The 13,846-nt window shown below is 52.4% G+C and carries 12 protein-coding genes; 4 read left to right on the forward strand and 8 right to left on the reverse strand.

From position 1 onward, the window contains the following. Positions 1 to 3 precede the first annotated feature (3 nt). The 5 genes from PDUR_RS22525 to PDUR_RS22545 all read right to left on the reverse strand — a co-directional run bounded on the left by PDUR_RS22525 (position 4) and on the right by PDUR_RS22545 (position 5,752). Positions 4 to 870 carry a nucleotide-binding protein gene (locus tag PDUR_RS22525; protein WP_042208281.1) on the reverse strand — a complete coding sequence of 289 codons (867 nt, stop codon included), beginning with the start codon at positions 868 to 870 and terminating at the stop codon, positions 4 to 6. A 64-nt stretch (positions 871 to 934) separates the two neighbouring features. Then, positions 935 to 2,161, reverse strand: coding sequence for a methionine adenosyltransferase (gene metK, locus PDUR_RS22530; protein WP_042208282.1), 1,227 nt, complete (start codon positions 2,159 to 2,161; stop codon positions 935 to 937). A 239-nt stretch (positions 2,162 to 2,400) separates the two neighbouring features. After that, positions 2,401 to 3,723 (reverse strand): outer membrane protein assembly factor BamB family protein, encoded by a 1,323-nt coding sequence (locus PDUR_RS22535; RefSeq protein WP_042208283.1) that lies wholly within the window; start codon positions 3,721 to 3,723, stop codon positions 2,401 to 2,403. A 349-nt stretch (positions 3,724 to 4,072) separates the two neighbouring features. Next, positions 4,073 to 4,936, reverse strand: a complete 864-nt coding sequence (locus PDUR_RS22540) for a fumarylacetoacetate hydrolase family protein (protein WP_042208284.1) — start codon at positions 4,934 to 4,936, stop codon at positions 4,073 to 4,075. A 42-nt stretch (positions 4,937 to 4,978) separates the two neighbouring features. Then, positions 4,979 to 5,752, reverse strand: a complete 774-nt coding sequence (locus tag PDUR_RS22545) for a Cof-type HAD-IIB family hydrolase (protein WP_042208285.1) — start codon at positions 5,750 to 5,752, stop codon at positions 4,979 to 4,981. A 178-nt stretch (positions 5,753 to 5,930) separates the two neighbouring features. Between PDUR_RS22545 and PDUR_RS22550 the strand changes: the two genes are divergently transcribed. The 3 genes from PDUR_RS22550 to PDUR_RS22560 all read left to right on the forward strand — a co-directional run bounded on the left by PDUR_RS22550 (position 5,931) and on the right by PDUR_RS22560 (position 8,731). Next, entirely contained in the window at positions 5,931 to 7,028 is a 1,098-nt protein-coding gene (locus PDUR_RS22550) for an LLM class flavin-dependent oxidoreductase (RefSeq protein ID WP_042208286.1), read from the forward strand. 25 nt (positions 7,029 to 7,053) lie between these two features. Continuing rightward, positions 7,054 to 8,259, forward strand: coding sequence for an N-acetylmuramoyl-L-alanine amidase family protein (locus PDUR_RS22555; protein ID WP_052410351.1), 1,206 nt, complete (start codon positions 7,054 to 7,056; stop codon positions 8,257 to 8,259). Positions 8,260 to 8,527: 268 nt separating this feature from the next. Next, entirely contained in the window at positions 8,528 to 8,731 is a 204-nt protein-coding gene (locus PDUR_RS22560; RefSeq protein WP_042208287.1) for a hypothetical protein, read from the forward strand. Between the two features lie 97 nt (positions 8,732 to 8,828). On the opposite strand, the gene PDUR_RS22565 is transcribed toward PDUR_RS22560, so the two are convergent. From PDUR_RS22565 to PDUR_RS22575, 3 genes are all read right to left on the reverse strand, one after another. Continuing rightward, positions 8,829 to 9,863: an NADH:flavin oxidoreductase/NADH oxidase gene (locus PDUR_RS22565; protein ID WP_042208288.1), complete on the reverse strand. Its 1,035-nt coding sequence runs from the start codon at positions 9,861 to 9,863 to the stop codon at positions 8,829 to 8,831. 157 nt (positions 9,864 to 10,020) lie between these two features. Continuing rightward, positions 10,021 to 11,157, reverse strand: a complete 1,137-nt coding sequence (locus tag PDUR_RS22570; RefSeq protein WP_081949624.1) for a Ger(x)C family spore germination protein — start codon at positions 11,155 to 11,157, stop codon at positions 10,021 to 10,023. After that, positions 11,154 to 12,557, reverse strand: a complete 1,404-nt coding sequence (locus PDUR_RS22575; RefSeq protein WP_052410352.1) for a spore germination protein — start codon at positions 12,555 to 12,557, stop codon at positions 11,154 to 11,156. The genes PDUR_RS22570 and PDUR_RS22575 overlap by 4 nt, the downstream gene beginning before the upstream one ends. 125 nt (positions 12,558 to 12,682) lie before the next feature. On the opposite strand from PDUR_RS22575, the gene PDUR_RS22580 reads away from it, so the two are divergent. Beyond that, positions 12,683 to 13,789, forward strand: a complete 1,107-nt coding sequence (locus tag PDUR_RS22580; RefSeq protein WP_042209626.1) for a GerAB/ArcD/ProY family transporter — start codon at positions 12,683 to 12,685, stop codon at positions 13,787 to 13,789. Positions 13,790 to 13,846 lie beyond the last annotated feature (57 nt).

Genomic DNA, 13,846 nt, shown 5'->3' on the forward strand with positions numbered 1-13,846 from the left:
TCCTTACCGCGCTGAGGCGGAGAAAGAAGCCGCCTCCTGGTTGATAGCGTCTCCCCAGCTTCTGGCCCAATCGCGAAGGTCGGTGACATTCAGCGGGCTCGGAACGGACAGGTTCTCGTTGCCGGCCACATGCGCGGCCAGCTTCCGGTACACATCGGCCTGCTCCGAGCCAGGGCTCGCTTCAATCACCGTTTTGCCGTAGAGCTCGCTCTGGGCAACGACTGGTGAACGCGGAACGAACCCGGCTACAGCTGCGCCTGTCCGCTTCGCGAAATCCGTAATCAGCGATTCCGGGTAACCGGGCAGAATACTGTTTCCGATGATGCCTCCGAGCTTCGCTCCTCCGGATGGAGCGTATTTGCCGATCGCCTTGAACAGATTGTTGGCGGCGTAGATCGCCATGAAGTCCGAGGAGCTGACCACATAGGCTCTGTCGGTAATCCCGTCGCGGATCGGTACGGCGAAGCCGCCGCACACGACATCTCCCAGAACGTCATACAGCACATAATCGGCTTCGTATTCTTCAAAGACATTAAGCTCTTGAAGCAGGCCGACAGCGGCGTTGATGCCGCGCCCGGCGCAGCCCACGCCAGGTACAGGTCCGCCCGCTTCGATGCAGAGCACACCCTTAAATCCGATCGCCGACACATCCTGCAGCTTCACTTTGGAACTGTCCCTTAGGCTGTCAATCACCGTCGGCAAATAGTCGCCGCCTCTTAGCGTATTGGTGGAGTCGCTTTTGGGATCGCATCCGATCTGGATCACCCGATAGCCCGCTTCCGCGAGAGCGGCGCTGATATTGGACGTAGTTGTCGACTTCCCGATGCCGCCTTTGCCGTAGATTGCAATATGCTTTGTTGCTTTCGCCATCCTATATCCTCCTGTCAGCATATCCTTCTGATCTGCCGGCCATTACTCCGGTCCAGCTCTGTAATTATTTGGCGGACGATGATTCGCCCGCGCCAATAACTTGCTCAGCGGCTGCCGCTTTTAACGCCTCCGCCTTATCTGTGCGCTCCCAAGGCAAATTCAGATCGCTTCTTCCAAAATGCCCGTAGGCCGCCGTCTGTCTGTAGATCGGCCGTCTGAGATCAAGCGCCTTAATAATGGCTCCCGGTCTCAGGTCGAACGTCTCCTTCACGATTTCCGAGATCCGGTCATCCGGTACAATGCCGGTTCCGAAGCTGTTGACCGTAACGGAAACCGGACTTGCCACTCCAATCGCATAGGCGAGCTGGATTTCGGCTCTGTGCGCCAGACCGGCTGCCACAATATTCTTCGCTACATAACGCGCAGCGTACGCGGCGCTTCTGTCCACCTTCGTCGGGTCCTTCCCGCTGAACGCGCCCCCGCCATGCCGGGCGTAACCGCCGTAAGTATCTACAATGATCTTTCTGCCGGTCAGCCCGGCGTCACCGTTCGGCCCGCCCACAACAAAGCGTCCCGTCGGATTGATATAATATTTGGTATTCTCATCCAGCAGTTCTTCCGGAACCGTCGGCTCCACCACATGCTGAACAATATCCTTCCAGATTTGATCGAGTCCGATTTCAGGGGCATGCTGTGTCGAAACAACGATGGTATCTACCCGGACCGCACGGTCTCCATCATATTCCACGGTCACCTGCGTCTTGCCGTCCGGCCGCAGATAGGGCAGCAGTCCGCTCTTTCTTGCCTCCGCCAGTCTTCTGGCCAACCGGTGGGCCAGCGAAATCGGAAGCGGGAACAGCTCCGGCGTCTCATCCGTCGCATAGCCGAACATCAGACCCTGATCGCCTGCACCGATTTCGCTGCCGTTCTCTTCCGCGTTCTCAAGCTGCCTGGTTTCCAGAGCGTTATCTACGCCTCTGGCAATATCAGCCGATTGTTCGTCGAGCGAGCTGAGAATGGCGCAGGTATTGCCGTCGAAGCCAAGAGAGGAATGGTCATAACCGATTCGCACGATTGTCTCCCGGGCAATTGCCGGAATATTGACGGTCGCAGAAGTCGAAATTTCTCCAGCGATCAGTACGAGCCCCGTAGTCACCGCTACCTCACAGGCCACCCGGCCGTTTGCGTCCTGCTCCAGAATCGAATCGAGGATCGCATCCGATATTTGGTCGCAAATTTTATCCGGATGTCCTTCCGTTACAGACTCCGATGTGAACAGATACTTCGTCATTGCTTCTACCCCGTTTCATTGTGATTTTATTCACTCCTGAAGACGACAATGATGTGTATGCCTCCGGATAATAAACAAGAAAGGCCCTGAATATTACAGCAGCTATACGCATAGATACAGTGCTGTTTCTTCAGAGCCTCCGGTTATCCGGTCAACTTTTATCCAACTAAGTTTATAGGATTAATAAACATATTTTACGATTGCCAGACAAAGTTTGTCAATAGAATAATTCGTGTTCCCTATTTCATTTTGAGACTGTCCGGCTCTTTGAAAGCCTGCACCTTTCCTTTACTCTGCACAATAATCATTCCGTTCACGGAGAGGCTAGGACCAAATACATTGCCGCCCGTCTTCAACTGCACAACCGGCTTGGCCGTACGGAGATGCATCGCGATCAGCCTGCCGTCGGTCTGAATAATATATACGCCGTGTCCGATCAGATCAAAGCGGGCAATGTCATTTCGGAGTCCTCCGTAATATACCGTCGATTTATCGGTAGTTTTAACACCATACAACCTGGAATTATTCGTAAAAAGAATCCGTTCATCATAGGGTCCGGCCGCATACCTCAAGTCCACGCTCTCAACGGAATATGTATCTCTGGTCGTCTTGGCGGGATCGGCATCCGCCGGGTAGCTGTATAATTTGTTCCCGGCGTTCAGATAAATCCTGTTGCCGCTATACCAGGCGGGGAAATCCCCTGCCCCAGGCCCTTGATCCTTAAGGTTCATATTCTGCGGATTATAGATCACCGTCTTGAGCACTTTGCCGGTCTTGCCGTCCAGAATATCGAGCGTGGTCAAGTCCACCGCCTCCACCAAAGTGCTTTCTCTTTGGGAAATGACCGTCCCGTCCTTGACTGCTGCGGGAAGATCATGTTTGGCCGCCTCCCACAACTTCTTGCCCGTCGCCGGATCATAGGCATGCAAAACATCGTATGTATAGGCTCCGGACACCGAATTTTGGCCCAGTACCAGGCCGCCCTCCGCCACAATCGGCCGGATGAAACCAGTTTCTTCATGGATACGCCACAGCATCTTTCCGTCCTTCAGCCCATAAGCCTGGATGTCTCCGTTGTTCACCAGCAACCGTTCCCCGTCCGTCACAAGCTGCACTGCGCCCTGGCTGGCCGCTTGAGAAGCCCACACCTTTTTGCCGTTCGAAGCATTAACCGCATATACCGCTCCCGTCTTCGATGCCGCATATAGCACGCCGCTTCGGTAGAGCAGCGGAGCCTGAAGACCCGAGCCGAATTTCCATACCCGCGCTCCGGTCTGCACATTGAGGGCCGCCAATTGTCCGGATTGAATAATAAACGCCTTTCCCCCGCCGGTCGCCACGACGCCCTTACCCATAGCATAATCGTCGGATACCGTATCCATTGCCGCCGTCCACTGCGCCTTGATTTCTTTCGCCGGGATGGATGCCGAGGACGTATCATAATTATTTCCCACGTACGAAGTACGTGGATCGCTTTGAGCCGACGCCGTTCCGGCTGCGGCCAGCAGGCATAGAGAGACCGCTGCCGCCGCTAGGCGGATTTTCCATGTTAAAGGTTCCATTGCTTAGTTCCCTCCCAATCTTTTCATCAAGCTTGCCTGATATCGGTCAATCCTCTCCGCTACGATCAGTCAGTCAAGCCCGTCATCCCAAAAGCCGTCCGGCCGATTATTCTCCATCCTACCTCATCCCTTCTATAATTTTTAATAAAAAAAGAAAACGGCCTGTCAATGCTTAAAGGCCTGAGCTTCAGGACCGACCGCATTCAGGCCGTAAAATCTTAATACCGTTAACACTTCACTTCGTTAGTAGCACACAAAGAAACCACTACCCGCTGCTCATCCGGCGATGCGAAGGTGGAACGGTATGCCTTCGTCCGGTGTGCGGCATAGGCATCACGAATAATATTCGTTATCCAAGCCGGTTCTCCAGCGTACCCAGTCCTTCAATCGTAACCGCCAGTTCATCACCGGCCCGCAGCCATATCCGCTCTTCCTCGGGATATCCAAGAATGACACCTTCCGGCGTGCCTGTAAAGATCAGATCTCCCGGTTCAAGTGTTATGTATGCTGAAATATAACTGACCAGCTCCGCGCAGCCAAAGATCATATCCCGCGTATTCGCCGACTGGCGCAGCTCGCCGTTAACTCTGCATTCAATGTTCAGGCTGCCAGGATCGACTTCATCAGCGGTAACTATATAGGGGCCAACCGGGGCAAAGCCGTCCAGCGATTTGCCGACCAGCCACTGGCTTGTGCGGAACTGCAAATCTCTTGCGGTCAGATCGTTACCGACCGTATAACCGAATACGCTGGAAAGAGCCTCCTCCTTCGTCACCCCGGATGTCCGCTTTCCGATGACCAGCACAAGCTCCGCTTCGTAATCTATCTGGGACGCTCCATCCGGCAGGGCGATCGTCTCACGGTGAGCGGCCAGACTATTGTTAAATTTACTGAACAGCACCGGATCAGAAGGCGCCTCAAGCCCCGATTCAGCCGCATGGCTTCTGTAATTCAGCCCTACGCAGATGATTTTCTGCGGGCGCGTGACGCAGGGCGCATAACGAATCTCCTCTTCCTTCAGCCACTGCGGGTCACCGCCCAGCAGCGCTTGAAGCCGGGGAACGGCCGCCGCTCTGTCCCTGATGACTTCTTCCATAGATAAAGGGAGCTCCAGCCCGCTGCGGCGAGCCGTTGATTCCACATCCATAATTCCTTCTGCGGTCTTTACTCCAAGTCTTGCCTGTCCGTTCTTCATAAATTGCAGCAGCTTCATTGTCCTTCCTCCTCATCTTTGCGTCCGGGACACTCCCTAAAGTTAAATCAATCCCACTTTCACCAGGCCGTTATAAATGCCGCCTTCGTCCACATGGCTGGTTACGTAATCCGCATAGGGAAGCAGCTCTTCATGCGCGTTCCCCATGGCAATGCCCATACCGGCCAGCTCCAGCATCTCCTTATCGTTCAAGCCGTCGCCGAATGCAACCGACTCCTCGGTGCTTATGCCAAGCATGTTCAGCATGGCTTCGATGCCCTTGGCCTTGGAGCTTCCCGGCGGCAGCACATCCATGGCAAGCGGATGCCAACGGATCAGCCGGAGCTGGGACAGCAATTCTTCGTACAGCGCTTCCTCATGGCTCTCACAGTGAAGGAACATCTGATAAATCTCGTTATTCTTCCAGAATTCGGGGTCATATCCCGGCTGATCCACCTTGAGGGTATCGACGGACTCTGTCACGAACGGATGGTTCTCGCTGTCCGCGAAATAAGTATGTTCGCCTTCGAACACCAGCGCATGTCGGTTCCGGGCCGCCAGCGTAATCAGCGCCTGGATCGTTTCCTTGGATAGAGGCCGCTTGTGCAGTGTCTTCCCTTTATACACGACATAGGCTCCGTTCAGGCATACATAAGAGTCGATGCCCAGCACTTCCGCCAAAGGCTTGATAAAATAAGGTGCACGCCCTGTGGCGATTACCGGTTCTACCCCATTTTGCTTTAGCTCGGAAACCGCTTTAAGCGTATCCTTCGGAATCTCTTTCTCCTCATTGACCAATGTTCCGTCGATATCAAAGAACACAATTTTATAAGCCATTCTTCCTGCTCCTATCCCTTCGCCCAGCGGGAAATGCCGGCGGTTTCTTATTCCTCTCGCAATCCCTAACTTACCATGATTTATTTCCCAAGGGCAAGAAAATGAAGGCGTTTCACCAGGAAACTGTTATAATAATCACAACCAATCAAGTTCATAGACCGCAAAAGGAGCCATCTTTATGACTATTCAAAATAATGCATCGGCACTTCCCGGCAGCTTCGAATTGGGTGTATATACCTTGGGAGATATCGTCCCAGACCCCGTAACGGGACAGGCCGTGAGCCAGCACCGCCGTCTCCGGGATATCGTAGCCGCCGCCAAGCTGGCCGACGAGGCGGGACTTGACGTATTCGGCGTAGGAGAGCATCACCGGCTGGATTTTGCCGTCTCTTCGGTTCCCGTCGTGCTTGCGGCCATTTCCCAGGTGACGAGCCGGATCAAGCTGGCCAGCACAACGATGGTGCTTGGCACCATTGATCCCGTCAGACTGTTCGAGGATTTCGCCACGCTGGACCTCCTGTCGGAAGGACGCGCGGAAATCATGGCCGGACGCGGCGCGTTCACGGAATCCTTCCCTCTATTCGGCTATGACCTGAATGACTACCAGCAGCTCTTCGCCGAGAATCTCGCTCTCCTTCAGCAGCTTGGCGAGCATGAGACCGTGAACTGGAAGGGCTCGTACCGTCCGCCGCTCAAGGACGCCGAGATTTCTCCCCGCCCCCTGCAGCCAAGGCTGCCGCTCTGGATCGGCGTAGGCGGCACTCCGGCAAGCGCGGAACGAGCCGGAAGACTTGGAACCGGTATGGCGATCGCCATCCTCTCCGGCCGTCCGGAACGGTTCAGGCATCTGGCGGAGCTGTACCGGCAGACGGGCGCCGAGGCCGGACGCTCGCCGGAGAGCCTCAGGGTTGCCGTCACCAGCCACGGGTATATCGCCAAGTCTTCCAGGCAGGCGCTTGATGATTTCTACCCTTACTATTTGAATTATCTTAACGGCTTCATGGCCCGGCCGGGTACTGAATTCCGGTTCACGCGCGAAGACTTCGAAGGCTATACCCAGCCTGGCGAAGCGCTGGCCGTCGGCAGCCCGCAGCAGATCATCGAGAAAATTCTGTACCAGCATGAGCTGTTCGGACATACCCGCTTCATGGCCCAGATGGATGTCGGGGGCATGCCTTTCTCCAAGGTCGCCTCGGCCATCGAGCTGCTCGCGGCGGAGGTCGCGCCGGTCGTCCGCCGGGAGATTGCCCGCAAGAAGAGTTCTTCCCAGTCTTAAATTCCAACATAAAGCGAGGCTAAAGATGAATAAACAATTATATCATTTACTCAAACCGAATGAGGCCAAGCAGCCGACCTGGCCTGACCGTCCAGCAGTGTTCAAGCGGATAGCCGCCGCAGCGGGCGCAGCCCTTCTAGGCATTATACTTACTTCACCTACGGCACAGGCGGACAGCTATACCGCCAAGGTATACGCAACTTCGCTTAATGTTCGCAGTGAGCCGGCGGGCGGAGCGGCGGTCACAGGGTCGGTCAGAGGAGGAACGCTTGTTACCGTCTCGAAGGAGCAGCATGGCTGGCTCAAAATTCAGACCGGAAATACAACCGGATGGGTAGCGGGTTATTATCTCAAGAAGGCTGGCGGCACAGCGGCTTCAAGCCAAGCAACCGTTACTGCGGCGAAAAAGCGTACAAGCCCCCGCTCCACTACGGCGGTAGTTACGGCAGACTCGCTGCGCATCCGCAGCGGACCCGGGACCGGCTATGACGTTATAGGATCGCTGGAGGCCCGCGACGCCGTTACCATCCTCTCCCGCCGATCCGGATGGCTGAAGATACGGACCAAGGGCGGCGCGATCGGCTGGGTCGCGGAGCCGTATGTGACCGCCGGAGCATCGGCAGCCTCCGCCGCCGGCATAAGGCGGACGAGCAGCAGCACCGCAGTCAGCAGACCTGCGTCAGCCGGTCTTCGCGGCAAGCGGATTGTCGTCGATCCCGGCCATGGCGGAGACGATCCGGGGATGATCGGCACGACCTACGGCACGATGGAAAAAGACTTAAATCTGCAGACGGCGCTGTATCTGCGCGATTATTTGGAAGCGGCAGGCGCACGGGTGACCATGACGCGTACACGGGGCAATGAGCGGCCTGCGCTGTCCTCCCGGGCAGAGCTTGCCCAATCGGTTTCGGCGAGCGCTTTTATCAGCGTGCATTTCAATTCCTCGCCGAAAAAAATATCGGGAACGCTGACATTTTTCTATTCGGAATCGGATGATATGAAGCTGGCCCGGGCCATTGAGAACCGGCTCAGCGAGGGCATCGGCCTAAAGAGCAACGGGTTATCCTTCGGCAATTATCTAATTCTAAGGGAAAACGAAACGCCGGCGGCCTTGGTCGAACTCGGGTTTCTGACCAATTCAGCCGACGAGTCCATCGTCCGGAGATCTTCGTACCAGAGGAAAGCGGCCCGGGCAATCGCAGACGGCATCGCCGACTACTTCTCACAATAGCCTTTCAAGCCGCAGGAAAGCGAATAATGTCCCAGTACCAGGCAGCATCCGGTATCAGAGGGCGCTGTCCTCATCAGCCTGAACGTTTCTGTCCAGAAAGCGTTCAGGCTTTTTTTCATCCATTCATAGAAAAAAATGCGAAAATCTATTGACTAAATTCATGAGATCGGTTAAATTTACTTTATCGCCTAAAAGCACAAAAGCATAAAAGCTTAAAAGCATGAAAGAAAAATTATTTTATTATATCCGGGAAAGGGAGGTTTCAGTTATGATGATCGTTGCATCCAATCAAAAGGAAGAACTGCAGGCCATTGTTAACATTCTTGAAAGTGAGGGTCTGAAGGTCTATACGCAGCGCGAAACCCACCGGACAATTATTGGCATGGCCGGAAGCATCAAGCCCCGTCTGGCTGATCTGCTGTCTCAGATGAAAGGCGTAGAGAACGTCATCGCCAACAGCTTCGCCAATTAGGCGCATACATTATTACAAAACAACCCCGTTCCAGGACACTCGTCTTGAAACGGGGTTTTCGGTTTGCTGCGGGCTTAATGAAACTTGTAATCCGCTCTTATCTGAACAAGGAGAAGCCGCGCTCATACTGTCTTGGAATTGCCGTCTCCTTATGCAACTCGACGGCTGCTGTCAGAGCCCAGTAAGGGTTCATCAGCATGCCGCGCCCTACGGCAACCAGATCGGCTGCATCGTTGCCGATGACAGCATTGGCAAGGGCGGAATCGTCCAGACGGCCAACCGCGATCACCGGAACGTTCAGTCCCTCTTTGATGGCTCTTGCGAGCGGCACCTGGTAAGCGGCATGCGTTCCCGGGCGGCCGGCCGCAGTGATCGGGCCTTCGCCTCCGGCGCTGATATGGAACATGTCTACACCGGCATCCTTAAATACCTTGCTGAATTTTAAGCTATCCTCGATGTCATAACCGCCTTCAACGTACTCCTGAGCGGAAATACGCAGAATGAGCGGCATGTCTTCCGGCATTTCGCCCTTGACCGCAGCGATCACTTCACAGCCGAATTTCGTCAGATCCTTCCCGTACTCGTCACTTCTCCGGTTGGTAAGCCGTGAGGTGAACTGATGGATCAAATACCCGTGAGCGCCATGCAGCTCGATGGTATCAAATCCCGCCTGCACCGCCCGGCGCGCCGCCAGCCGGAACTTCTCCACCATCTCTTTCACTTCATCAGTCGACAGCTCGCGCGGCGTCTTCGACTGCTCGTTGAACGGAAATGGCGAAGATGAGACGGGAACCGGCGCATCCTCAGCCTTGCGGCCAGCGTGCGCGATTTGGATGCCGACCTTCGCGCCATACCGGTGGCAGTCCTCCACAATCAGGGCAAGAGCCGGAATTTGCTCGTCGGACCACAGCCCCAGATCATAATCCGTAATCCGGCCGTCAGGCTCGACATCGGTCATTTCAATAATAATTAGTCCAGTCCCGCCAACCGCCCGGCTGACATAGTGGGTATGATGCCACTCATTGGCTATCCCATCTTTGTTCGCTACCGAATACTGGCACATCGGGGGCAGAACAATCCGGTTCTTGAGTTCCAACCCTTTAAGCTTGTACGGAGTAAATAAATCGGTCAATGGAATCTCTCCTTATTATGCAAAATGCATGTTCATGCATATAGTATCGCATGAAGATAGCGAAAGTCAACTTGCCTTCCGGCAGTCTTCTCCCGCATTAAACAGACGGCGATAGATCAGCGCTGATTTACAGTTGCTGCGGCTATGACGCCTTCCTTTAGGTTGCATCCCTAACCGCAGATGTCCCGGTAATATTCACCTTAAAATCCACTTCCAGTTCCGTATTTTCAATAATGTTCTTCCTATTGTCCGACGGATATTTCCTTTCAAATTTTTCCTGGACGCCAAAAATATCGATTTTTTTATCCTTCCATTCCCGAAACATCTTCTGGCAGTTCCGCTCAAGCTTCTCCTCCATCGTTTCCTCCATTTTAGCGATTGTATCGTCCGTCAGTTCAAGCTTTCCTTGGACAGCGGAAATGTCTGTGCTGAGCTTTAACTTGACTTTCAGCTTCAAGACATCATTTTCAAGCTTCACCTCAGACTTATAGCGCTTGTTATTTTGCAGCATCATCGATACCGTCTTCGTCTCGTCTTCGGGATTTTTAGTGTTGATATTACCGGAAACCTCTTTGCCCACCAAAAAGTTATAGTAACCGGTCTCCTCGCTGTTTAGTTTGCCTACGAGCTTATATTCCTTGATCAGCCCCAGGCCATCGAGATAATACTGTCCCTCAGTTACCTCGTCTTTGGACACATTGATAATCGGGACGGAGTTTATGCGGCTCCCAATGTATTTTTGGCTCATGAATTCCTTAATATTGATCTTGACCCCATTCGATGTCACGGACTGCATATCGCCCAGCATGTCGTACAGGTACAGTCCTGTTATCGTTTCGTCCTGATGGTTCGGTTTAACATAGAAATCGGTAGCCCCCGCGAAAATCCCCAGCAGGGTGCGCGCACTGGAGTCCTGCCATCTTTCGAACAGTTCAAAGGCTTGGTCAAGTCCGCCGCGGGCAAATCTTTCCGTAAACATCAGCACTTTATTATGAGCCAGGGTGACAGGTGCGCTCGTATGAGATTCAAGCTCGTTGAGCGCATCGCCGGGGTTCTGAATTCCTATTTTGTAAACAATTCTTCTCTCCTGGTTCGATTCCATTGAAGAACTGCGGATAGAGTTAAGAGTTTCAAAATAGAACACGATATTATTCTCTTCATCCCGATCAAGCAAAATGGAGGTTACAAACACGATATGATCCAGATCCCTGTATCCAAGGCACGAGGTCAGCAAGCACGACGGGATCGATAGAATCAGCAGGAGCACCGCTATTTTTCTTATGTACCTCATCATTTTCTACCCCTGTAAACAAAAGATTTGGATATCTTTCTCAGAGGACCCCGTACAAATATATCCTTGTTCGCAGCACGAAATGACTTCTCGGTGCCAAGCGGGAATAAATAGGGGTAGTCACAGCTTCTAAGCGAAGCCAGATGAGCGACCAGCAGAATGAAGCCCAGATAAAATCCGTGCAGCCCGAAGCAAGCCGACATAATGATCGAGAAAATCGACCACACAGACACCGCGGAGTTAAATCTCGGGTTAATAAAAGAGGTTATGGCATAAACCCCGGTGACCACAACCGTAGTTTGCGAAGTAAGCCCCGCGCCTACGGCGGCGTCTCCCAGAATCAAAGCGCCGACAATACTGAGCGACTGCCCAATCTGATTCGGAAGCCGCCGTCCGGCTTCTCTTGAGAGCTCGAAGAATAGAAACATCAATATAACCTCAACGACAGTCGGAAAGGGAACCCCTGAGCGGGATACCGCAAGCTTAAAGACAAATGCCGAGGGGATGAGTGAAAAATGATGGGTGGTCAACGCGACATAAAACCCCGGCAGCAGCAGCGAGATCATAACAGACCCCAATCTTACGAAGCGCAGCAAGGAGGCAAAGAGCATGTTCGTGGAATAGTCATCCGTAGCCTGAAGGTTCTCAAAAAAAAAGCACGGCGCGGTCAGCGCAAAAGCCGTTCCGTTCACCATAACTGAAATTCTCCCCTCAAAAAGCTTGGCGACCACTGAGTCCGGCTTGTCGGAATAACCGATGGTGTCAAACAAAGTGCCCCCCGGACTTAACGTTTCCGCTACATAGTGAATATCCAGCACAAACTCATTGTCCATATCTTGCAGCTTTTTTCGTACCGTTTCTACAAGATCATCGGGCGCAGACCCTTCAACATATAACAGCACCGCCTGCGTCTTCGATTGCTTGCCCAGTAGATAGCCCTCCACCTTGAGCGTTTCTGTAGCCATTCTTTTTCTTATTAAGCTGATGTTGTCGACCAAAAGCTCGTTGAAGCTTTCATTGGAACCCACCAGGGAGGACTCGAATTGTGATTTCTCGATAGCTCTGGTTTCAATTTTTTTGGCGTCACAGGATATGGTATAATCCATTGCTTCAAATATGACCACCGGGCTCCCTGACAGAATATACTCAAATGCCTGCCCGGCATCCGATACTTCGTCAAATTTAGCGGCAAGTATGGCCGTGGTGATATCTTCTTTGGCCACAGGGTACTCCTGCAATTGAGCTAAAGGATCGATGATATATTGGCTGATATAGGTTGAATCGCAGATGGTCTCGATATAGAACAAGATGATCTTGCTCTGCTTAACATAAATTTCCCGCTTAATAAAATCGAAACAACCGTTTAGCTTGGCTGTTATTTCAGCTTCTTTTACTGCCATCATCCTCCCCGCCCTTCTTTGCCTTTTGGTGTAGTATGCCAAGATTCCGGAATAATATTCCTGATAGTTGACGATACTGCTGACAAGATGTATCTCTTTTCTGAAAGAAGGTATCCGATGTGGGAAGCATGAATTCAAAACATTTATTTTTTATTATCACCAGTCTGGCTGTTGTAACGTTGAAGACATTTCCTACGGCTTTTATCAAGCTTGGCGGGAGAGACACCTGGATTGCGATGATTCTGGCGTCCCCGATCATCCTTTTGTATATCTGGCTGCTTCTGAAGATCCATAAGAAATCAGGAAACTATAATCTGCTGGATATTTATTCAAAAACGCTGGGGAAGTGGGTCGGGGCTTTTTTCTCATGCTTATTTCTGCTGACCATTCTATTAACTATATTTGAAAGCGCCGGGGCGGAGGCCATTGTCATTCATTCGGGCTTTCAGTTGCTTACTCCGGTATGGGTGTTTATTGCCGTTACTGCCCTGTCTGCGGTTTATATTGTCAAAAAGGGGATTGCCTCCGTCACCATTACGACGATCATTGTCATCTTTTTCATCAGCATATCCGGCATCATACTGGGATTCCTTACGCATAAGTATAAAGAAATGAAGCATATCTATCCCATTCTGGAGCATGGAATGACCGTCGGTTTCTTTCTATCCACCATGAAAATTTTGGGCGCGCTCAGCTGCGTCATTATTTTCGTTCCCTATCTTGACAGTGTGCGGGACAAGACCAAGCTCATCAAGCACAGCACCCTCGCTCTATTATTCATCATCCAGATGCTGATTTTCTCCATGCTGGGGGTTATCACTACTTTTGGCCCTGAGCGGGCGGAAGACCTTCTCTTTCCTAAACTGATCCAGACACAGATTATCAGCGCTTTCGGCTTCTTGGAAGCCGGTGAGCTGTTTGTCATGCTGCAGGTTGTCGCGGGCTGGTATATCCGGTACGTCGTCTGCTTGTTTGCGCTCATGGAGCTGATCAGGCAGTCGGGAATGAAGATAAGATTCAAAGAGTATTATATCTGCGCGCTGACGATCATCTTCTCTTATCTGTTTTCCAAAAATCTGTTCGATATGTTTCACATTCTTGACTACCTGCTGTATGTTCAGCTGATCAATTTCTTCGTGATTCCGCTGATCATCTACATTCTTTACTATTTCAAGGAGGCGCGGGCCTCTGAAAGCTTAAATTCAAACAAAAAGAAACGGCTGCCCGCTCCTTAGAAGGGTGGCATCCGTCTCTCTTAGCTTGCTAGTGGCGCATCGACAGTCCGAACCTTA

It is taken from the genome of Paenibacillus durus (assembly GCF_000756615.1).
GTDB classification, from domain to species: Bacteria; Bacillota; Bacilli; order Paenibacillales; family Paenibacillaceae; genus Paenibacillus_AQ; species Paenibacillus_AQ durus.